The 21289-nt window shown below is 55.8% G+C and carries 16 protein-coding genes and 5 pseudogenes; 9 read left to right on the top strand and 12 right to left on the bottom strand.

Going from position 1 to position 21289, the window contains the following annotated elements; all coding sequences use genetic code 11:
- Window positions 1-441: 441 nt before the first annotated feature.
- A complete protein-coding gene (gene rarD / locus AC07VR_RS12340; RefSeq protein WP_495011359.1) occupies window positions 442-1371 on the bottom strand; it encodes an EamA family transporter RarD in 930 nt (309 codons plus the stop codon).
- 993 nt (window positions 1372-2364) lie between these two features.
- Between rarD and AC07VR_RS12345 the strand changes: the two genes are divergently transcribed.
- The 3 genes and pseudogenes from AC07VR_RS12345 to AC07VR_RS12355 form a co-directional block, all read left to right on the top strand.
- Window positions 2365-2928, top strand: a complete 564-nt coding sequence (locus tag AC07VR_RS12345) for an NIPSNAP family protein (RefSeq protein ID WP_495011360.1) — start codon at window positions 2365-2367, stop codon at window positions 2926-2928.
- Between the two features lie 313 nt (window positions 2929-3241).
- Window positions 3242-3799, top strand: a pseudogene (locus AC07VR_RS12350) (zinc-binding dehydrogenase); the annotation flags it as partial.
- Window positions 3800-3859: 60 nt separating this feature from the next.
- Window positions 3860-4033: pseudogene (locus AC07VR_RS12355) on the top strand (LysR family transcriptional regulator); the annotation flags it as partial.
- Between the two features lie 228 nt (window positions 4034-4261).
- On the opposite strand, the gene AC07VR_RS12360 reads toward AC07VR_RS12355, so the two are convergent.
- Genes AC07VR_RS12360 through AC07VR_RS12375 form a run of 4 tightly spaced genes read right to left on the bottom strand, consistent with a single transcriptional unit; the run spans window position 4262 to window position 8615 of the window.
- Complete coding sequence (locus AC07VR_RS12360) at window positions 4262-5320, bottom strand: ABC transporter substrate-binding protein (RefSeq protein WP_495011361.1); 1059 nt, start codon at window positions 5318-5320, stop codon at window positions 4262-4264.
- A gap of 43 nt (window positions 5321-5363) precedes the next feature.
- The gene (locus AC07VR_RS12365) at window positions 5364-6212 is read right to left on the bottom strand and encodes an ABC transporter permease (protein WP_495011362.1); all 849 of its coding nucleotides are present in this window, start codon (window positions 6210-6212) and stop codon (window positions 5364-5366) included.
- A gap of 5 nt (window positions 6213-6217) precedes the next feature.
- On the bottom strand, window positions 6218-7492 hold the full coding sequence (locus AC07VR_RS12370; RefSeq protein WP_495011363.1) for an ABC transporter permease: 1275 nt from the start codon (window positions 7490-7492) through the stop codon (window positions 6218-6220).
- A 16-nt stretch (window positions 7493-7508) separates the two neighbouring features.
- Window positions 7509-8615, bottom strand: coding sequence for an ABC transporter ATP-binding protein (locus AC07VR_RS12375; RefSeq protein WP_495011364.1), 1107 nt, complete (start codon window positions 8613-8615; stop codon window positions 7509-7511).
- Between the two features lie 874 nt (window positions 8616-9489).
- Between AC07VR_RS12375 and AC07VR_RS12380 the strand changes: the two genes are divergently transcribed.
- From AC07VR_RS12380 to AC07VR_RS12405, 6 genes and pseudogenes are all read left to right on the top strand, one after another.
- On the top strand, window positions 9490-10410 hold the full coding sequence (locus AC07VR_RS12380; RefSeq protein WP_495011365.1) for a LysR family transcriptional regulator: 921 nt from the start codon (window positions 9490-9492) through the stop codon (window positions 10408-10410).
- Window positions 10411-10718: 308 nt separating this feature from the next.
- Window positions 10719-12065: an omega-aminotransferase AptA gene (gene aptA / locus AC07VR_RS12385; RefSeq protein WP_495011366.1), complete on the top strand. Its 1347-nt coding sequence runs from the start codon at window positions 10719-10721 to the stop codon at window positions 12063-12065.
- 29 nt (window positions 12066-12094) lie between these two features.
- Window positions 12095-13588, top strand: coding sequence for a CoA-acylating methylmalonate-semialdehyde dehydrogenase (locus AC07VR_RS12390; protein WP_495011367.1), 1494 nt, complete (start codon window positions 12095-12097; stop codon window positions 13586-13588).
- A gap of 190 nt (window positions 13589-13778) precedes the next feature.
- Window positions 13779-14070: pseudogene (locus AC07VR_RS12395) on the top strand (IS110 family transposase); the annotation flags it as partial.
- Window positions 14071-14520: 450 nt separating this feature from the next.
- A pseudogene (locus AC07VR_RS12400) lies at window positions 14521-14751 on the top strand (transposase domain-containing protein); the annotation flags it as partial.
- A 22-nt stretch (window positions 14752-14773) separates the two neighbouring features.
- Window positions 14774-15298 (top strand): annotated as a pseudogene (locus AC07VR_RS12405) (P-loop nucleotide/nucleoside kinase family protein).
- A gap of 141 nt (window positions 15299-15439) precedes the next feature.
- Here AC07VR_RS12405 and AC07VR_RS12410 read toward each other — a convergent pair.
- From AC07VR_RS12410 to AC07VR_RS12440, 7 genes are all read right to left on the bottom strand, one after another.
- Window positions 15440-16231 carry an AraC family transcriptional regulator gene (locus AC07VR_RS12410; RefSeq protein ID WP_495011368.1) on the bottom strand — a complete coding sequence of 264 codons (792 nt, stop codon included), beginning with the start codon at window positions 16229-16231 and terminating at the stop codon, window positions 15440-15442.
- A gap of 92 nt (window positions 16232-16323) precedes the next feature.
- Window positions 16324-17604, bottom strand: coding sequence for an aspartate aminotransferase type Ic (locus tag AC07VR_RS12415; RefSeq protein WP_495011369.1), 1281 nt, complete (start codon window positions 17602-17604; stop codon window positions 16324-16326).
- Between the two features lie 4 nt (window positions 17605-17608).
- Entirely contained in the window at window positions 17609-18214 is a 606-nt protein-coding gene (locus tag AC07VR_RS12420) for a TetR/AcrR family transcriptional regulator (RefSeq protein ID WP_495011370.1), read from the bottom strand.
- Between the two features lie 19 nt (window positions 18215-18233).
- A complete protein-coding gene (locus AC07VR_RS12425; RefSeq protein ID WP_495011371.1) occupies window positions 18234-18635 on the bottom strand; it encodes an acetyl-CoA carboxylase biotin carboxyl carrier protein in 402 nt (133 codons plus the stop codon).
- Window positions 18632-20002, bottom strand: coding sequence for an acetyl-CoA carboxylase biotin carboxylase subunit (gene accC, locus AC07VR_RS12430; RefSeq protein ID WP_495011372.1), 1371 nt, complete (start codon window positions 20000-20002; stop codon window positions 18632-18634). Before accC ends, AC07VR_RS12425 begins: the two co-directional genes overlap by 4 nt.
- 3 nt (window positions 20003-20005) lie before the next feature.
- The gene (accB, locus tag AC07VR_RS12435) at window positions 20006-20464 is read right to left on the bottom strand and encodes an acetyl-CoA carboxylase biotin carboxyl carrier protein (protein WP_495011373.1); all 459 of its coding nucleotides are present in this window, start codon (window positions 20462-20464) and stop codon (window positions 20006-20008) included.
- Between the two features lie 41 nt (window positions 20465-20505).
- Window positions 20506-21276, bottom strand: coding sequence for a LamB/YcsF family protein (locus AC07VR_RS12440; RefSeq protein ID WP_495011374.1), 771 nt, complete (start codon window positions 21274-21276; stop codon window positions 20506-20508).
- Between the last annotated feature and the right edge of the window lie 13 nt (window positions 21277-21289).

Below are 21289 nucleotides of genomic sequence, written 5' to 3' on the forward strand. Positions count from 1 at the left end.
AAAAGATCACCATGCAACATTCCCGGCTCCTTCGAAGTAAACCTGGAAAAGCCCGCGCTTCTTTCACTCCGTCCACGTGACGTATGAGTGACGAATTGCCGCACACTATGCATCTATGACCTGCAACCATTGGGTATTGCGTATGCAGAGATCTGCAATCATTCTCCAAGGACACGCAATTCAGAAGCTGAAGTGAGGAGATGCTGAAAATGGCCAGGGGTGCGCTCCGTAATGGCTCGCGGCGCTACTCGTCAGGCCATCAGTCTTTTTTCGGATATCGTTCAGATGTTTGGATGGGCCCAGAAACGCCAGCCATGGCGAACACTCTCGACGAAAGTCCAGCAGACTTGGTCGAACTCGACAAGCTTGTACCCAGTGACTACCAGGAGGAACGCACTCGGATCGCCAACCTTAGGTGCTGATGACTAGCGAGGCCGAATACTAGCGTGCGTTGCCTTGCGAAGAAGGCAGGTTTACACAGCTAGCTAAGCGGTGATCTGTGAGGTGCCTAAGATAGCGAGCACCGTCCAAAACTAGCAACGCAACCGCCGCCCAGATCGGAACGTACGTTTTCCATTCCTCGTCCTTGATCTGCTCGCCGAGGATCAATGCGACCGCCACCATTAATATAGGCTCTACATATCCCAGCAAACCGAAAAGACTGAATGGCAGGAGCCTGCTAGCCACAGTATACGATATAAAAGCTGCCGCACTGATAACCGCCAGTATGGGTAGCAGGAGATATAAACGTGGCGTCAGGGCAAAGTGATTTATGCTGGTCCATTGCTCGGTGACGAAATAGGAAGCAATAGGAAACGTGAGCAAAATATCGAACCAAAGCCCGCCCAGGTGATCAGTGCCAAGCTTGCGACGCAAGACAAAATACAAAGGGAACCCTGCGGCAACCAGTAGCGTTGGCCATGAGATTCCGCCCACCCGATACAGCTCATTTGCCACCCCCAGCACAGCGCAAAATGCCGCCATTTTGCGCAGCGAAGTCAGCCGCTCACGATAGAGCAGGCGGCCGACCAGCATCATGACCAAAGGCAGTAAAAAGTATCCGAGTGACACATCGAGCCCCCTCCCGTTCAAGGGTGCCCACATGAACAGCCATTGCTGGGTGGCCAATAGCACACTACTCAAAAAAAGCTTGGGCAGGAGAAGCGGCGTTTGCCTGATACGCGAGCACACGACACGAACCTTTTGCCACTCTCTGCTGATGACTATGAACAGGGTGATACAAGGCAACATGAGCAACATGCGCCAGCCAAATATCGCCTCTCCGGTCAAGGGGGTTAGGAGCGTGGTGTAGTAGTACAAAACGGCAAACAAGCAGGACGAAGCAATCGATAAAACAACACCTTTGTACAAGGGGCCTCCAGTGGTTTTTGAATGAAAATACTGCTCAGCGGGATGGAACACCCCAATGTAGCTCGTTGTTGAACTTGGATTCGATCCGTTCCTTAAAGGCAATTACGGTCGCTGCTGGCAACTTGGCCGAACGCCTTACCAGATAGACCCCTCCTTCGGCAGCCAGTCGTGAGCGGACAGATCCTGCGGGATCACAGGCAAGCCGTATTGCCGCATCGGATCCCTCCCCAATGATGTCTACGAATCGCGCCCGCCCTATTCGCGAGCTGATTATCCCCGCCTCCGCCGAAGCCAACACGCCCAATCCTCTGACTAGACCCTAGAGCAAGATGGCAGTACCCGACCTCACGGAATAGGTAATTTTGAGAAGTATTGCGCAGTGATGCCTTTGACCATTACTGCAACGGCATCATCGAACGACAAGCTATCTGTGATCTTGATCAGCCGTTGTGCGGGATAAAGGTGAGGCTCGTATAAGCCTCCAGTCGCATCAGTCACACGCTTGCCTGCGCGTACGCCAGGTTCGCAAAAATTATGTCGAGCCGCCGTGGTTAGGAACGTGTTTCAAATGTGTCCCGGATTATGAAAGCAGAACAACCACCGAACAAGGCGGTTCGCTTGCAGTTCACCAATGCACTATGTACAGCAATAAAATTTTAGCTTTCCCTCTCACAGCCAGACCCGGCTCCAGTCAAGACTCTTGTCCTCGCTTTGGCGACGATGAATGGGCTTGGCAGAATGGCTTTTTGCTCGACTTCAGTCGCCAGGGAAGACCCTCGGGCAACGGGTTTATCGAATCTTTCAAGAGACGGCCGCGGGGCGACTGCCTGAATGCAATAGTCGCCCGTTTAACGCACTGAATACACGAGTGTTCTGCACTCAACGTGATTGCTCGGCTAAATACCGCTAACTATTATCCGATGCCAAGTATGCGCGACTCCGAGTGGGGCGTGCTCGTATTGTCTAACTTCGAGAGTCAGGCTAGGTGACCATATGATTCATGAGCTTCGCGAATACTGGCTAGAACTGGATAAGTGGAAGGATTATTGGCAGCTTTTCAACCAGGAATGCATGCCAATCCGTGGCATTGAATTTGGTAGACTCCGTGGCATGTGGCTGGACGCTGACAGCCCGCAAGTGCACTTTTTCCATATTTGGGAATATGCGTCACTGGATGAGCGGGCTCGGTTGCGAATGGCGCTACTAACCAAGCCGGGTTGGCGAGACTCATTCCTTGCGAAGTCTGCCCCTCTAGTTCAAAAACAGCGTATTCAAATCCTGAACCCGCAGCGCGTTACAGAAAACATGACGGCCTCTGACGATCTCGTTCATCTAATTCGATATAGTTGTGCGGTAGGAAGGGCTAACGAATTCCGCCAGCGAATGGACGAGACCGGACAAAGCAATTTAGGGAACTGGACCACGGAATTCCCTAATCCCAACCAGGTCGTCGTGCTCACGTCGAATGGGGGGACTGTCGAACCGCCTGCGGCAGGAACGTACTTGCTGTCGACTGAAGTCACTCAGCTGAGACCTCTGCTCCTTGAGCAACAATGATGGAGTGCTGAAAGTTTAGTGTCAGTTCGTGCTACCTGCACTATTGATCAACCTCCATTATTTTCTCGGCTGCGCTCTTCGCGCCCACCACTTAGAAGCTGCACCGGCGTGAGATCGCCAACTATTTTGCACTGAGACGTAAATGTCTAGCACTATTACCTCCCGCTTGCAATTTGTGTGCATCAATCGCTATTCGCAACACCTGATTATTGACCGAAAGCTCTTCACTCGTGGTGATGATTTGGCCCCGACTACAGTCTGTTTCTGCCAGCAACAGCGACAGAAGAACTTGGGATTGTCGAAGTTGGTTCGAGGTACCACGGTTGTTATCTACGGTGCCGCCGGCGCTCTCGGGCAGCTCATGGTTCCATGGGCCAAGCATCTCGGCGCCTTCGTAATCGGAGTGGTATCGAACACGCAAAGTATCGATATAGCCAAAGCAGCTGGGTGCGACAAAGTCCTGATCTTTGACGCCGCCACGTTGGCCGGGCAGGTTGCCGAAGTCACCAACGGACTGAAGGCCGATGTAGTGTATGACCCGATCGGTCGGGTTTCTTTTGAGGCTTCGCTGGATTGCCTCAAGCCACGTGGCCTGCTCGTATTCTTCGGAACGGCTTCGGGAGCCCCGACCGCCGTCGAGGTTAGTACTCTCAATGCAAAGGGCTCGCTATTCTTGACTCGCCCCTCCTTGGCCGCACACACGGCAACCCCGGCCGAATACCACGCGCGTGCGCAGGATGTTCTTCAGGCCGGAGCCGAAGGCATCATCAAGCCTTGGATCTGGAAAAGCTATTCGTTAGCTGAAGTAGCCACCGCGCACTCCGATATGGAGCATGGGCGCGCGGAAGGTACGATTGTGCTGACGGCCTAAGCAGCAAGCCGATGTCGAACGTGCTTCCCGATTCGTTGGTAAGATGAAGCTAACAACTTCATGCATCAGTTTGACAATCGATAGGCAAGCGAACTTGTCGCGTTTCTCGCTCTCTCGGAGCAGGGTTCGTTTGCCGGTGTCGAACGGGGGCTGCAACGGAACCCGTCCGTTTTGTCCAAGCGGCTCAGCGCTTTGAAAAGCCGTCTTGGCATACGCCTCGTCGAGCGAACCACAGCTTTCAGCGCAGAGCATCACGATCAGGATGGAAAGCAGGACAAACAGCGAAAGCTCCACGGCAGATTTGCCCGCCGTCATGTTGATGCTGACGATATCCACGAATCCAGGCGTCCTGTCCGGGATACTTATGAACCGCGATGTTGCGCCCAACACAGACCGCTAACTATTGAGCCCTCGACTCTTCGTCGAGGGCTCAATAGTTGAGTGACGCAGGAGAATGGATCGTTACTTGGCCAACCAAGCGTTAAAGCGTTCGCTTAATTCATCAGCATGGTCAGCCCACCACACGGAGTCAACTTGTAACGCCGTGGCAAAGTTGGCGGCCGTGGTCGGCAGGTAGGGCTTCACCTTCTCACCGACCAGGGGTTGCGAGGACTGTCGCGTCGGACCGTAGGCAACATATTGTGTTTGATCAGCCAATACCGAACTTTGTGTCGCAAAGCGCAGGAACGCCATAGCCTGCTCTTTCTTCGGCGTTCCTTTCGGCACGGTCCATACATCCATGTCGTACATCTGGCCGTCCCAGATGATCTGGAAGGGTTGCTTTTCGTTTATTTGTGCGTCGTAGATACGACCGTTGTATGCCGAAGTCATGACCACTTCCCCGTCCGCCAGCAATTGTGGAGGTTGGGCGCCAGCCTCCCACCAAACAACCTGGTCCTTGATGGTATCCAGCTTTGCGAACGCGCGCTCGAGACCTTCTTCGGTTTCAAGCGTTGAGTAGACCTCTTCGCGGGGCACGCCGTCGGCCAACAGGGCCCACTCAAGGTTCACCTGAGGTACTTTGCGTAGTGCGCGTTTACCTGGGAAGCGGTTGAGATCGAAGAAATCCCTCAGAACAGAAGGCTGGCCGCTCTTGAACACCTTGGTGTTGTACGCGACAGCGGTTGACCAGACGATGCTGGCCACACCGCATTCAGAGATAGCCCCCGGAATGAAGTCCTGGCTGGCGGACTCACCGTCCTTGCTCGGGGCCAAGTCCTTGTCGGGCTGAATTCGCTCCAGCAGGCCCGCGTTGCAGGCGCGCACTGCATTGGGCAACTCCATATCCACCACGTCCCAAATAATCTTATTGGTGTCCACCTGAGCTTTAACCTGCGCAATCCCACCGGAGTAGTCCTCCGAAATGACGTTCACGCCGGTTTTCTTGGAGAATGGCCTGTGGGCCGCTTCGATCTGCGCCTTGGCCAAAGCACCGCCGTACGACACGACTGTGATGTGCTCGTTAGCCATTGTGACGCAGGAAGCTGCTGCTGAAAGGACAAAAAGGATTGCGCTTTTCATATTGTCTTACCTTTTGTTGTCGGTGGGGTTGGCAGAAAACAGGTCATTCCTTGATGCCACGCAGGCGCAGCGAGCGACGCCGCAGCACCTCGATAGCTAGCAGAAGCAGCACCGAGCCCAAGATGAGCAACGTGGCTGCAGCGAGGATGGTCGGGCTGATCTGCTCGCGCATGCCCGACCACATTTGCCGTGGGATGGTTCGTTGCTCGATACCACCCAGGAACAGCACGACCACGGCTTCGTCGAAGGAGGTGACCAGGGCGAACAGCGCGCCTGAAATGATCCCCGGGCGGATGATCGGAAAGGTCACCTTGAAGAAGGTGTAGAGCGGCGAAGCGCCGAGGCTGGCGGCAGCCCGGGTCAGGGAGTGATCGAAACCGACCAGCGTCGAGGTGACCGTGATGATCACGAAGGGCGTGCCCAGCACCGCGTGGGCCAGGATGATGCCGAGGTGGCTCTGGGCGATGCCCAGGGTGCTGTAGAAGAAGTACATCCCGGCAGAAGAGATGATCACCGGGACGATCATCGGCGAGATCAACATGCCCATCAGCAGGCTCTTGAACGGCAGATTCGAGCGACTCAAGCCTAACGCCGCCAGCGTACCCAGTGTGGTGGCAATGACCGTTGCAAACACGGCGATCAGCAGGCTGTTCTTGAACGACATCAACCACAATGGGTCCTCGACTAACTCGTGGTACCAGCGCAAGGAGAAGGCTTGCGGGTCAAGACTGAGCATCCCGCTGGTGAAGCTGAAGTAGGGCTCGACGTTGAACGAAAGCGGTGTGACAACCAGTATCGGAAGGATCAGGAAAAGCAACACGAGCAAGGCAAAGCCGCGAACGCTGTAGAACCACATGCGCCCCAGGGGGCCGGTGTAGCTTGGAAGGCTCATCTTAGTTACCCCAGTTTCATGTTGCTGATGCCAACGACGCGGTCGTAGAGCCAGTAGAGGAGCAGCACGATCAGTAGCAGGATGCTGCCGATGGCGGCGGCCAGGCCCCAGTTGAGGGATATCTGCATGTGGTAGGCGATGAAATTGCTGATAACCTGGCCGGTGCGGCCGCCCACCAGCGCCGGCGTGATGTAGTAACCGATCGCCAGGATGAACACGAGGATGCCGCCGGCACTTAAGCCCGGCAGCGACAGAGGAAAATAGATGCGAAAGAAGGTGCGCAGCGAGCTGGCCCCCATCGAATGCGCGGCACGGATGTAGGTACTGTCGATGCTCTTCATCACGCTATACATCGGCAGCACGGTGAATGGCAGCAGGATGTGGGTCATCGCAGTGACGGTGCCAAACATGTTGTACATCAGGTCCAGCGGCTGCGAGATGAGACCCAGGTTCTGCAACGTACTATTGAGCACTCCATTGGATTGCAGGATCACCATCCAGGCACTGGTGCGCACCAGCAGCGAGGTCCAGAACGGCAGCAAAACCAGGATCATCAGCAGATTGCTGGTCTTCGCCGGCAATGTCGCGAGCATGTACGCCAGTGGGTATCCCAAAAACACGCACAGTAGGGTGATCCCCAGGGTCACGGCCAGCGTCTTGATCAGCATGCCCACGTAGATTTGGCGGCTTTCCGGCTGCTGTACCACCTGCCCCTCGTCGTTGTACTGCAGATCAAGTGCGGCGAGGTAATGCACGCTGGAGTAGGCTGGTGCCATCACCTTAAGTTGCGTCCATGTGCCCAGCTGTCCCCAACGCTTGTCGATCTGGATCATGGTCGCCTTATAGCCACCCTCTGCCGGAGCGGCTTTTACCAACCCCAGCGCGGTCTTGGTCATCAGGCTTTTCATGCCACTCTGCACGCGGTTCAGGTCGGAGCCGACGCGGTCGAGCTGGCGGGAGTTCTGCAGACTGAGAATCTCACCGCCCAAGTCTGCGAACACGTGCTCATCGGGTACTGCCTTTCCGTCCCACTGGCCCAGCGCACCGGCGGTTGCCGGCATGAAGCTGGAAACTGCGGGATTATGGAAACTGCGGACCAGCATGTCGCCGATCGGCAGCAAGAAGAACACAAGGATGAACGCCACCAACGGCAGGACCAGCAACAGCGACCGTGTCTTGTTCACGCGTTCGGCCCGGTCGAGCTTGGCTTTCAGGCTCTGCCGATCGTGTTTCAGATTGAGATCTTCGAGCGCGGACTTGGTCGAATACAAACTGCTCATACGAAACTCCAGGAAATCAGAAATGGCACGGGTAAGTGGTCCGGGCGTCCAGAGCCCGGCAGTCCTCGGCCGACCAGCCGACGTCGATGCATTTACCCGGCTCGGGCCGCGTGTAACCCGCGGCATTCGCCAGCTTGACGATGAACTCGTCGTGCCCTGCCACCTTCAGGCGCGCGCGCAGATGGTCGCCGTGGTAGATGACTTCCTGAATGCAGGCGGGAACCCGGTTCTCGCATTCGCCATTGCGCGGGTCGATGATTACGCGCTCAGGGCGAATAGAAAGAGTGGTCGCGGCGCCTTTGACGGACGCGTTCACGGACAGCGCCTTGAGCAGGTGATCGCCGACGCGGACCTTGCAGTAGCGGCCATCAAAATCGACGACCTGGCCTTGCAGGCGGTTGTTCTCACCGATGAAGCTGGCGACGAAAGCCGTCTCCGGCTTCTCGTAGAGATCAGACGGATTGGCCAGCTGCTGCACGATTCCTTCGTTGAACACGGCGATGCGGTCCGACATGGTCAGCGCCTCGCTCTGGTCATGCGTGACGTACACCACAGTAATGCCCAACTGTTTCGACAGGCGCTTGATCTCGTACTGCATTTGCTCACGCAGTTGCTTGTCCAGGGCGCCCAGCGGCTCGTCCATCAGTACCAGGCGCGGTTCGAAGATCAACGCACGGGCGAGTGCCACCCGCTGCTTTTGACCACCCGATAGCTGGGCCGGCATCCGGCTGCCCAGTTTGTCCAGAGCTACCATGTCCAGAGCTCTGCGCACGCGCTCCTGGATCTCGACACGCGAGAGATTGCGCACCTTCAGCGGAAAGGCAAGGTTCTCCTCGATGGTCATGTGAGGGAACAGGGCATAGTTCTGGAACACCATGCCGATGCCGCGTTTCTGTGGTGCGATATCGTTGACCGGCTTTTTGTCGATGCAGATCTGCCCGTGGGTGACCGTTTCGAACCCGGCCAGCATCATCAGGCAGGTGGTTTTTCCTGAGCCGGATGGGCCGAGCATGGTGACAAACTCGCCGTGCTCGATTTCCAGGTTGAAATTCTTTACGACAAGGTGCTCGCCGTCATAGCTCTTCTGGACATTACGGAAACTAACGAATGGTTCTGCGGGCATGGGTACACCTATCTCTTGTTCGACATCGATGTGACGGATAAATACGTACAACGACTGCACATACACCGTATAAGGGAGAGCAAACTGTTTGTAGATTTAGGTATCGGTTGTTGCTGGGGCGCGCCAGAACCCCGCATCAATTTGGTCAGATAACCAGCTTTCGGTTAGCTGCCAATGGGCTGCTGGGCTTTGAACGGATTTCTAGGTGTGGATCGCGGGGGGGATTTTGCAAAAAAAAGATGCGCATTCTTATATAGATGCGAGGTGATCGCAAAAAGCAAAATCGAGCGATTTTCAAGGACTGGGTAATGCGTCATTTCTTTCCTCCTACGACACATAGACAACTGGATTACTTCCATTCGCTTGGAGCGAGGCAGAAATAAGGTGGTTCTATGTGGCGGCTCGGGGCTTTTATTCTTTGCGCCGACTTTAGGGCTCAGCCAGATCGTCATAAATCTCTAGTTGCTCATGTTCAAACAAGCCTTTCCTTACCTATGCAGGCAGCCGTCGGCAACGCCATGCACCCAATGGCTTACGCAATCGAGATCAGGGTCATTTCCGTGAGGAGAGCCCAAGGGTTACTGCTCAGATGGGTTGCCATGGCGACATACGCTATCTCGGAAAAGAAACTCTCAGGCCTTTACGGCGAGATCCAGTTGCGCAACCATCCCCCCTAGCCTCGCAGGCAGCACATTCAGCGATGTGGCAACGAAAACCACTCCCGATACCCATTGCGTTGCAACCGTCGCCGCTGTGCCAATCAGGCAATTACCCTATCTCGATCATCAAACGACGAAGCTGATAGCGGCGCGGGGTTCAGTGCGCAATGACCGGTTGAAAAGTCAATCAACACCCCGCTCCATAGGACTCCCAAATGGCGACCTCAAAAATGCACTTCACCGGCCAGATCAGCGATTTCGATCTGCGCCTATTAAGAGTCTTCAAAGCTGTGGTGGAATCGGGTGGCTTTACTGCAGCTGAAGTTGAGCTGAATGTCACCAGGTCCGCTATCAGCTCAAGCATGGCGGACCTGGAAAAGCGCTTGGGTTTCAAGCTTTGCGATCGCGGGCGCACGGGGTTCGCATTGACCGACGCAGGCAAACAGATCTATCAGAACACCCTTCAGCTGCTTGGCGCCCTGGAACTCTTCCGCAGTCAGGTTAATGCCGTTCACTCCTCGCTAAAGGGAGAGTTGAGCATTGCGATTACAGACAACATGACTACCTGGCGTGGCATGCGAATTACGAATGCCTTGCAGAGTCTCAAACGCCAAGCACCGGACGTGACTATCAATATTCGGATGATGCCACCGAACGAGATCGAGAAAGGCGTACTCAATGGGCAGTTTCACCTTGGTATGGCGCCGAGATTGCGACCGTGTCCTGGCCTTGATTACCTTCCGATGTATGAGGAAGAGTCAGGTCTGTACTGTAGTCACCGCCACCCTCTGTTCACGGTTCCCGAGATTGAATTAACACCAGAACTGATTCTGGATCACGACGCGGTAGCTCCTGCTTATGCGCAACTGGAAGAAATCCAGCGCGTGTACCAGCGACACAAAATAGCGGCTACGGTCGGTGACAGAGAAGGTGTTGCATTTCTGCTGATGACTGGCTGCTTCATTGGGTACTTACCCACGCATTTTGCTGAGAGCTGGGTCCGCGACGGCGTACTCCGCCGTTTGCTTCCGGACGAGTTCGGCTATAAGACCGAATATACGATCGTGACTCGCACCGGAAACCACAGCAACCTGGTCTTGAACAGTTATCTGGAAGCCCTTTGCAGCACTGAGTAAACGGCCGAGGGCGTGCCAACTTTTAACCACCTCTACCTCCAGATGCAGAGCAGCTCGATACCGCTCTGCATTCCCCTGCGTTCCCCAGTCCTGCCATCGTCATCTCCCCTGCGCTAACCGTGAAGTTGGCGATGTCCGCTTGCGCTTTGCAATGACGTGATTGTGCTACTTGAAGCCTCATCGAGCAGAAGCCTGTACCGATAATGCGCAAACAGATGGTCATCTGTAGATGAGAACAAATGGATTTAATCGAGCTTCTGCGAATGTAAGGCTGAGCCCACGTCAATCCACGTGCTTGCAGGTACATCATGAATAAACCATTTATTCCCCCAGCATCGGCGACCCAAGGGCTGAACCTCAAGGCGCATTGGATGCCTTTCTCCGCCAACCGCAACTTCCACCGCGATCCGCGCTTCATCGTCGGCGCGGAGGGTAGCTGGCTGATCGACGACCACGGCCGCCGTGTCTACGATAGTCTCTCCGGTATGTGGACATGTGGTGCCGGCCACTCGCGCAAAGAAATCCAGGATGCCGTGGCGAAGCAACTCGGCACTCTCGACTACGCGCCAGCCTTCCAGTATGGCCACCCACTGTCTTTTAAACTGGCCGAGAAGATAGCCAGTATGACCCCCGGCGAGTTGAATCACGTATTTTTCACCGGCTCCGGCTCAGAGTCCGCCGACACTTCAATCAAGATGGCTCGTGCCTACTGGCGTCTTAAAGGACAGCCGCAGAAGACCAAACTGATTGGCCGTGCCCGCGCTTACCACGGCGTCAACGTCGCCGGTACTGCTCTGGGCGGCATCGGGGGCAACCGCAAAATGTTTGGCCAACTGATGGACGTTGACCACCTGCCGCACACTCTGCAACCCGGCCTTGAATTTACCAAAGGCCAGGCCGATACCGGTGGTGTCGAGCTGGCCAACGAACTGCTGAAGCTGATCGAACTGCACGACGCTTCTAACATCGCTGCCGTGATCATCGAGCCAATGTCTGGTTCTGGCGGTGTTATCGTGCCGCCGCGGGGCTATCTGCAACGCCTGCGCGAAATCTGCGACCAGTACAACATTCTGTTGATCCTGGACGAAGTCATCACCGCTTTCGGCCGCATGGGCAAGCTGACTGGCGCCGAACACTTCGGTGTGATCCCGGACCTGATGAACGTGGCCAAGCAGGTCACCAACGGCGCCATCCCAATGGGCGCGGTGATCGCCAGTCGCGAGATCTACGAAACCTTCATGAACCAGGCCACCCCGGAATACGCGGTAGAGTTCACTCACGGCTACACCTACTCTGCGCACCCGGTGGCCTGCGCCGCCGGCCTCGCGGCCCTGGACCTCTTAGAGAGAGACAATCTGGTGCAGCAGTCCGCTGAGCTAGCCCCGCACTTCGAGAGGATCATCCACGGCCTAAAGGGCGCTCTGCACGTGATTGATATCCGCAACTGCGGCTTGGCTGGCGCCCTGCAGCTGGCTCCTCGTGACGGCGATGCCATCGTCCGTCCGTTCGAGGCAGGAATGGCCCTGTGGAAAGCTGGCTTCTACGTGCGATTTGGTGGGGACACCCTGCAGTTCGCACCGACTTTCAACGCTAAACCAGAAGAATTGGAACGTCTGTTCGATGCTGTTGGTGAAGCGCTGAACCAAATCGACTAACAAAACATATAAAACAACGGGAGTTTAAGATGAGCAGGATCAAACATTTGATCAATGGTGCGCCAGTTGACGAGCAAGGCCGTTCGGCCGACGTGTTCAACCCGTCCACCGGCGAAGTCATCCGCAAGTTGGGCCTTGCCAGCCGCGCCACCGTACAGCAGGCCATCGACGCCGCCAAAGCCGCCTTCCCGGCCTGGCGCAACACACCGCCCGCCAAGCGCGCCCAAGTGCTGTTCCGCTTTAAGCACCTGCTGGAGCAGAATGAAGCGGTGATCGCCAAGTTGATCAGCGAAGAACACGGAAAAACCTTGGAAGACGCCGCTGGTGAACTCAAGCGCGGCATCGAGAATGTCGAGTACGCCTGCGCTGCCCCGGAAATCCTCAAGGGCGAATACACTCGTAATGTCGGGCCGAACATCGACGCCTGGAGCGACTTCCAGCCGCTTGGAGTGGTCGCCGGCATCACCCCGTTCAACTTCCCGGCCATGGTGCCGCTGTGGATGTACCCTTTGGCCATCGCCTGCGGCAACACTTTCATCCTCAAGCCCTCCGAGCGTGACCCGAGCTCCGTCATGTTCATCGCGGGCCTACTGCACGAAGCTGGGCTACCCAACGGGGTTCTTAACGTGGTGCATGGTGACAAGGATGCCGTAGACGCGCTGATCGAGGCGCCGGAAATCAAAGCCATCAGCTTCGTCGGCTCCACCCCCATCGCTGAGTACATCTATGCCGAAGGCACCAAGCGCGGCAAGCGCGTCCAGGCCTTGGGCGGCGCCAAAAACCATGGTGTACTAATGCCCGATGCCGACGTGAACAACGCCGTCAGCGCATTGATGGGCGCGGCCTACGGCTCCTGCGGCGAGCGCTGCATGGCAATCTCCGTGGCCGTGTGTGTGGGCGACCAGATAGCTGACGCCCTGGTAGCAAAGCTCGCTCCGCAGGTCAGGGCACTCAAGATCGGTGCAGGCACTTCCTGCGGCCTGGACATGGGCCCGCTGGTCACCGCCACCGCGCGGGACAAGGTAGTAGGTTACATCGACGACGGCGTTGCCGCCGGTGCGCAACTGGTGGTGGACGGCCGTGGCTACCGCGTCGATGGTCATGAAGATGGCTACTTCGTCGGTGGCACCCTGTTCGATCGTGTGACTCCGGACATGCGCATCTACCGGGAAGAGATTTTCGGCCCTGTGCTCTGCATCGTCCGCGTCGGCAGCTTGGAAGAGGCCATGCAGCTGATCAACGATCACGAGTATGGCAACGGCACCTGCATCTTCACCCGTGACGGCGAAGCGGCGCGGTTGTTCTGTGATGAGATCGAAGTTGGCATGGTAGGCGTCAATGTGCCGTTGCCGGTGCCGGTGGCTTACCACAGCTTTGGTGGATGGAAGCGTTCGCTGTTTGGGGACCTGCATGCGTACGGTCCGGATGGCGTGCGTTTCTACACCCGCCGCAAAGCCATTACCCAGCGTTGGCCTGAGCATGCAAGCAACGAAGCATCCCAGTTTGCCTTCCCGAGTCTGTAACGAATAGAAGTGGTGGCTACACCAGCCGAATAAGTAAGGGCGGCGCAACTATAAAGGAGTGCGTCAATAAGCAGATTGGGTGTAGTGAATCCGCTTCGTAAGCAATGGGATGGACGCCCCCGCCCATAATCGTATCGCTGTGCCAGAGTGAGCGGTGTCGCCATCCACTTGTGCAAAGGGGTAATCAGCCATGGAAATCAAAACCGTTGGTATCGACTTAGCCAAAAACGTGTTCCAGATCCATGGCATGAACGAGCGAGGCAAGCCCATATTGCGCAAGCAACTGAAGCGCGATCAGGTTGCGGTATTTTTTGCCAATTTACCGCCCTGCCTGATCGGCATGGAAGCTCGTAGTAGTGCTCACTACTGGGCCCGTAAGCTTGAAGCGCTGGGCCATACCGTGCGACTCATGGCCCCGCAATTCGTCAAACCCTAAACCCTATGTCAAGAGCAACAAGAATGATGCAGCAGATGCTGAGGCCAAGGGAATACATCTTACTGAAAGAATCGGATACGCCGATCGTGCGGCACATCAAGATCAAGGCCGCCGCCAATCCGCATGACCCCAACTAGGATGTGTATTTCGAGTCCCGCTGGGGCAAGAAAATGCTCAAATCGATACAGGGCCGCGCGAAGATGTATTGCGTCTGGCGGCAGCAAGACGGCCTGTGCTCGGACTGCCATAAGCCCGTGACCAAAGATACGCCGTGGCATAGCCGCCACATCGTAAAGCTGGCTCATGGCGGAACGGACGCGGCAGTCAATCTTGAAATCTATTACCTGCGTTGCCCCAGAGATCAGCAGTACGCCAATGTTAAAGAGGTATCGCCGGGTGCTTAACAGTGCCTTTGTAGAGGCTTGAGCCTTGCGCTGGGAAACTCGCATGCACGGTTCTTAGGGGGTTGGACGCGGGTGACCGCGTCTGACTACCCGACAACCAAATCCGACCATGGGCACTTGGGCGCTCGAACTGGTTGTTTGCGGGCTCGTTACGTAGTGGTAAACGTGCGGTTGCGATCATGAGTTTGATCCAGTCGGCGCGGCTCAATGGGCATAATCCGTACGCTTACTGGAAGGACGTCCTCACGTGCCTCCCGACTCAATGGGCGAGTGATATTGCGGAATTGCTGCCGCATAACTGGCAACCACCTAGACTGGGTTAGCTCACTGACCCAAGGACATAGAATGCTCATTGCCTTCAGCGGCCTCCCTGGCACCGGAAAAACGACTATTGCAAGTGACCTTGCTACCAGAACAAGTGCCGTGTACCTGCGGATCGATACGATTGAGCAGGCCATCCGAAATTCCGGTGCGCTGGCACAAGACGTGGGGTGGAGCGGTTACATGGTCGCTAATGAGCTTGCTCTGAACAATCTTCGCTTTGGCAGCACGGTCATAGTTGACTGTGTTAACCCAGTAATCGAAAGCCGAAAGGCGTGGAGCGAAATCGCCAAACGCTCTGGTGCTCCATTAGTAAATATTCAGGTGCTTTGCTCTGATAAACATGAACACCAGCTACGGGTAGAGTCCAGGAGGTTGATATTCCTGGGCTGACTCCGCCCAACCTGGCAGTCTGTCTTGGATCATGAGTATGAGGCTTGGGATAACGCTCCGTTTAATATAGACACAGCCCTGACGTCTCCGGCGGAGGCAGTGGCAATGGCAATGGCAATGGCAATGATTACTAAACGATTTTTATCCAGGGAGTAGCGCCAGCTAAAAACCCAACATAGCAAGGGGTGATCAGCAGACGCTTACACTCAGTGGGCGGTGAGGTTGTAACCACGTAGACACGCCGCTCCTCTCCTTCGTCAATTACCACCGGACTAAGCGTCGGACACCAAGCCTGCGTTAATCCCTACGCATATTTTTATCTTTCGCCAGGCAAGAACTGCCGAGACACCGCTCCTCTTCCCTCCGATATTCATTAGGCGTCATATTTGTAAGCTTTCTAAACATACTTATAAATGACGAGGTGTTTTTGTAACCCAAGACTGATGAAATAGCCTCTACGGTCTTTCCTTGCTGCAATAATTCCAGAGACTCAACCACCATAAGGCGCTGCTTCCACTCTAAAAAGGTCATACCCAAATCGCGTTGACATCGACGAGCCAAAGTGCGCTCCGACATATTCAACGATAATGCAAGATCCGAAAAAGATCGTTTATCATAAGGATTGTCTTTTAATTGCGTCAGCAATGATCCAAATAGTGGATCAGCTGAGCTAGGTAAGTAACTACCCGAAGTCTTAGCGCGTATTAACCTGTCGACCAACACTCTTAACAAGCGTTTATCTGCATCGGTTTGGTTAACGTTCCCAACGCCGCTAGAAATATCCTCCAACAAGGAGCGAAGTAAAGTATCCACTTCCAGCGCACAGTGTCCGCAGGGTAAAGAATCACTGTATACGTCAGGTAAATAAATGGATATATGTCTCGCACGCTGCCGATTGAAGCTCAAGCGCTTTAAACCTGAGGGTAACCACACCCCATATTTGTGCGGAACGAGGTAACGATCACCCTCAACATCAACCTCCAACAAACCAGAGAAGGAGTAGATGAACTCACCTCGCTCATCAAAAGATCTAGAGGTGACGGCGTCCGCAGGCAGCCAAACTGCTTTGGATAAAATGAGATCATCCATTTGACTGCAGACCCCGTCACTCGCTCTGCTCATCGCTCCACCCCTTACGTGTTCATCATTCCACATCACTGCTTTGCAATTTCCACTCAATATCACTTGTTGATCAGACGTTCACAGGCGGCTAGCAATGCACAGGTACAGATCGCCTGGGCGGCCACCTCCAGATCACTCAATCCTGGTGATGATGGAGCGATACGCAAATGCTGATCGAGCGCATCATGGCCGTGCGGATAGCAGGAGCCCGCCGAAGTCAGATTTACTCCTATAGCTCGTGCAAGCGCTACGGTGCGCCTTGCGGTACCGGGCAGGATATCCAAGCTGATGAAGTAACCACCCTTGGGTTCGCTCCAGCTAGCAAATCCGAATTGACGAAGGTGCGAATCCAATTGATGAAGTACAGCTGAGAATCGCGGAGCAAGCAGTTTTCGATGCCCGTCCATCAGCGACTTCAACCCATCGAGATCCTTCAGGTAGCGCACGTGGCGTAGCTGATTCAACTTGTCTGGTCCGACACTTCTGATCGAGGCGTGACGAAGCCACCATTCGACGTTTGACTTGGACGAGCCAAACAATGCGAGACCGGCGCCGGCGAATGTCATCTTCGAGGTGGACGCAAAAACCAATGCCCGATCCGGATGCCCGTGGCGCACACAAGCCTGGTAGACGTTGGATATCTCAACGGCATCCGGAGTCAGATGATGCAAGGTGTAGGCATCATCCCAAAAAAGTCGAAAGTCCGAAGCTGCGGTTTGCATGGATGCCAAGGCTTCAATCACTTCGTCGCTGTAAACGGCGCCTGTAGGGTTGCTGTATTTAGGCACGCACCACATACCACGGATGGTCGAGTCTTCAGAAACCAATTTGCGTACCACATCCATGTCCGGACCATCGTCCAGCAATGGCACAGGGATCATCCGAACACCAAATGACTCGCACAGGGCGAAATGCCGATCGTAGCCGGGTACTGGACAAAGAAAAGCCACGGCTTGAGGCTCTTGTTGCCAAGGCACGGACGACTCAGGAAAGCCGTTGTGCATGGCAAAGGCCAGGCAGTCATACATCAGTGCAAGGCTTGAGTTTCCAGAAACCACTGTCTGTTCGGCTGGCAATCCGAGTAACGGGGCAAACAATCGACGCGCTTCGGGCAGACCCTGCTGCCCCATGTAGTTACGACAGTCGGTGCCATCCTCAGCAAGGTAGTCACCCGCCAGTGATAGTTCGAGCAAAGCATTAGAGAGGTCCAGCTGTTCGGAGCTGGGAACGCCTCGAGCCATATTGATCGACAGCTTGCGCTCCCCTAGACGCAGGTACTCAGCCTGGACTTGGCCATGTAACTGCTCCAGTGCGTCAATTGAATAGTCTGCAAGTTTCAATTTCCTACCTCTCTATCACGCCATGAACCCACAGCAGTTGCCTGCCCATGCGAGTCAACGTCTGAATAATGGAAGTCCGAGACATCTCGGTCGTACTGAGTGAGGGCGCTGCGCCTAACATTGCCAACAGGCTACGTGTCACGAGATTGACATCGGGGACCTTGAACAAACCTGCCGCAACGCCGCGTCGGATGATTTCACTTAACTCACCGATGTAAGCTTCGTCCTGTTCCAGGATTCGACTGAGTTGAGCGCCCTGCAAGTGATGCAGCTCAAGGCGTACCAGATGCTCTTCGCGTGAATGCTCAAGGGCATGCTGAACATGAAAAGCGATAAACGCATCCAGCAGTTTCAGCACTCCGGCACGCTTGGGTTTGCGTACCCACCAATCGTTCAGGCGCTGCTGCAAAAGCGAATCCAGCACTTCTTCCAGCACATCCAGTTTGCTCGGAAAATGGTGATAGAGACTGCCCGCATGTAGCCCGACCTTTTTCGCGAGGCTGCGCATAGACATCGCCGCGAAGCCGTTCTCGACCATTAGCTCAAGCGCTGCTTCAACAATCACCTGGTCGGCGCCTATCGCCGGACTCAGAGCATTTTCCTGTCTCATCTCTCACCCTGCACCCGGCTCATTGCAGCTCAAACAAGGGCTGGCCATAACCAATCAAATCACCGTCTTCGGCCAGTACCGAGATCACTCGCCCAGCGCGATCAGCGGTGACTTCATCGAGCAAGACGCCGTTCTGCAGAAAAGCCATTACCTGACCTTTCTCGACATTGGCACCAGGCGCGATAAACGGCTCATCGCGTTGGGGATGACTCAAGCGAAGAATGCCCATCCCTGGCGCCGGAACGACTCCATGGGTTTCCTGATTCGGACTCACCGTGGTCGATGCCGAGGCTGATGCTGACGCGGGAGAAACGCCGCCGAGCGTAAGACGCAGGCAAGCACCCGCCTGCTCAAACTCAAACGTTTCCAATGAGTGACGTTTCAACAGCTGGACAATCTGTTCAATGAACTGCGGACTCATTTCGAGACCTCCTGATCCTGGCTTAGGTAACGCTCAAGGTGATGGATATCGAAGCCACCGGCGACGAAGCCGGGCTCATCCATCAAACGCTGGTGCAAAGGAATACTGCTTTTAATTCCGCCCAGATCGGCTTCCGCCAGGGCGCCACGCATCCGCTTGATCGCCTGCTCGCGATTGGCTCCGTGGGCCAGAAATTTCGCCACGAGCGAGTCGTAATACGGCGGCACTTGATAGCCGGCATACAGGTGCGTATCGATGCGGATGCCCGGACCGCCAGGGGCCACCCACCGGGTCACCGTGCCCGGAGCCGGAGCGAAACTAAAAGGATCTTCGGCGTTAATCCGACACTCGATGGCATGGCCGTTAAGGCTGATCTGATCCTGGTGAATCGACAGCGGGTTGCCCAACGCCACCAGCAATTGCTCGCGCACGATGTCCACCCCGGTCACCAACTCGGTCACAGGATGTTCAACCTGAACCCGGGTATTCATTTCGATAAAGTAGAACTCGCCGTTCTCATACAAAAACTCGAACGTGCCCGCGCCGCGATAGCCGATCAGTTGACAGGCTTTGACACAGCGCTCGCCAATGGCAGCGATGGCTTTACGGTCCACCCCAGAAGCGGGTGACTCTTCGATGATTTTTTGATGGCGGCGCTGCATTGAGCAATCCCGCTCGCCCAACCAGACGGCATTGCCGAAACCATCGGCCATCACCTGGATCTCGATGTGGCGAGGATGCTCCAGAAATTTCTCAAGGTAGACTTCGGGATTACCGAACGCCCGGCCAGCCTCCTCCCGCGTCATCGCGACCGCTTCAATGAGCTCCTTGGGGTCACGAACAATACGCATGCCGCGACCGCCACCACCACCCGACGCCTTGACGATCAACGGGTAACCACAGGCCTCGGCCAGTTCCCTGACCGTCTCGGCATCGGCAGGCAACGCGCCGGGCGAACCCGGAACACAGGGCACCCCGGCCTCCAGCATGGCTTGCTTGGCGCTGACCTTGTCGCCCATCAGGCGAATGGATGCTGACGTCGGACCGACAAAAACCAATCCCGCCTCTTCCACAGCCTGTGCAAAGTTAGCGCTCTCCGCCAGAAAACCGTAACCCGGATGGATAGCCCCAGCGCCGGTCAGTTTCGCCGCTTGAAGCAGGCGCTGTGGATTCAGATAGCTCTCACTCGCTGCAGCCGGACCAATACACAAGGCCGTGTCAGCCAGCGCTACGTGCCGCAGGTCAGCGTCTGCCTGAGAGTGCACGGCGACCGTACGCAAGCCCAGATCCTGCGCAGCCCGCAGAATCCGCAGCGCTATTTCACCGCGATTGGCGATCAGGACAGTGTCGAAAAGTTGTTGGGACATCACTTAATCCGCCGCTTCGATAAGGAACAAGGTGCTGCCGGCTTCGATCATCTCGCCGTCATTCTTCAGGATCGCGCTGACCCGCCCTGCTCGATCCGCTTCAATCGGGTTGAGCATCTTCATGGCTTCTACGATGGCCAGCGTCTGGCCCTCTTCCACGACATCGCCGACCTCGATAAACGGTGGTTGGTCAGGCGCAGGAGAACGATAAAAAATACCGACAAGACTTGATGAAACCGGGTGACCGCTGGACTGGGGAACGGCCTCAGGTGTGACCGCCAGAGTTGCAGTAGCGACCTCCCCGCCTGTCACAGACAAGGGCGCCTGGCGCGGTGCCGACTTTTCGCTCGACAGTGCACGTAAACCAAGACGCACCCGACAATCGCCTTCGCTGTATTCCAGCTCTAAAACCTGCGATCGCTCGACGATCTCGATCAGGCTTTCAATGAATTCAAGTTTCATATCAACATCCGCTTTGCCAGGTTAAGTTCAGCTCCATACGTTCAAACGAAGCTGGCGATGGCTATGCCTTCGTCTTCCAGCGTTCGACGTACGTGTGCCGCGATGCCTACTGCTTCGGGTGTATCGCTGTGAACACAGATCGAGTCGATAGCGCAGGGAATGAAACGTCCGGAGACCGTTTCGATACCTTGCGCACGCACCATGCGCACCACTCGCGCAGACGCCTCATCCGGATCATGAATGACCGCCCCCGGTAACTTGCGCGACACCAGGTGCCCTTCTTCGGTGTAGGCGCGATCGGCAAAGATCTCTGAACGCACCTGCAGACCCATCTCAGCGGCAATCCGGGCCTGATGCCCCATAGCGATCGCCAGGCAGATCAGCGAAGGGTCAACCGCCTTCACCGCCCGACAGACCGCCGCGGCAACCTCAGCGTCGGTCTGAGTCAGATTGCCCAGCGCACCATGGGCCTTGATGTGGGTGATCGGGTGTCCGGCCCACGTCGCAAGCGCTTGTGCCGCGCCAATTTGATAGGCGACCAAGCGCTCGATTTCACCCATCGAAAATGCCATGTTGCGGCGCCCAAACCCCCACAGGTCTGGAAACCCGGGGTGCGCGCCAACCGCAACGTTGCGAGCCTTGGCCAAGGCGAAAGTCTTGGCCATGACTTCCGGGTCTCCGGCATGAAACCCGCAGGCGATGTTGGCCGAACTGACGATGTTCAGGATCGCCTCATCATCGCCCATCGTGTAGGCACCGAAGCCCTCACCCATGTCTGAGTTCAGGTCGACGCTAAAGGCTTGTTTTGACATGAATACGCCTCAA

The organism is Pseudomonas sp. GW821-FHT02H09 (assembly GCF_059421425.1).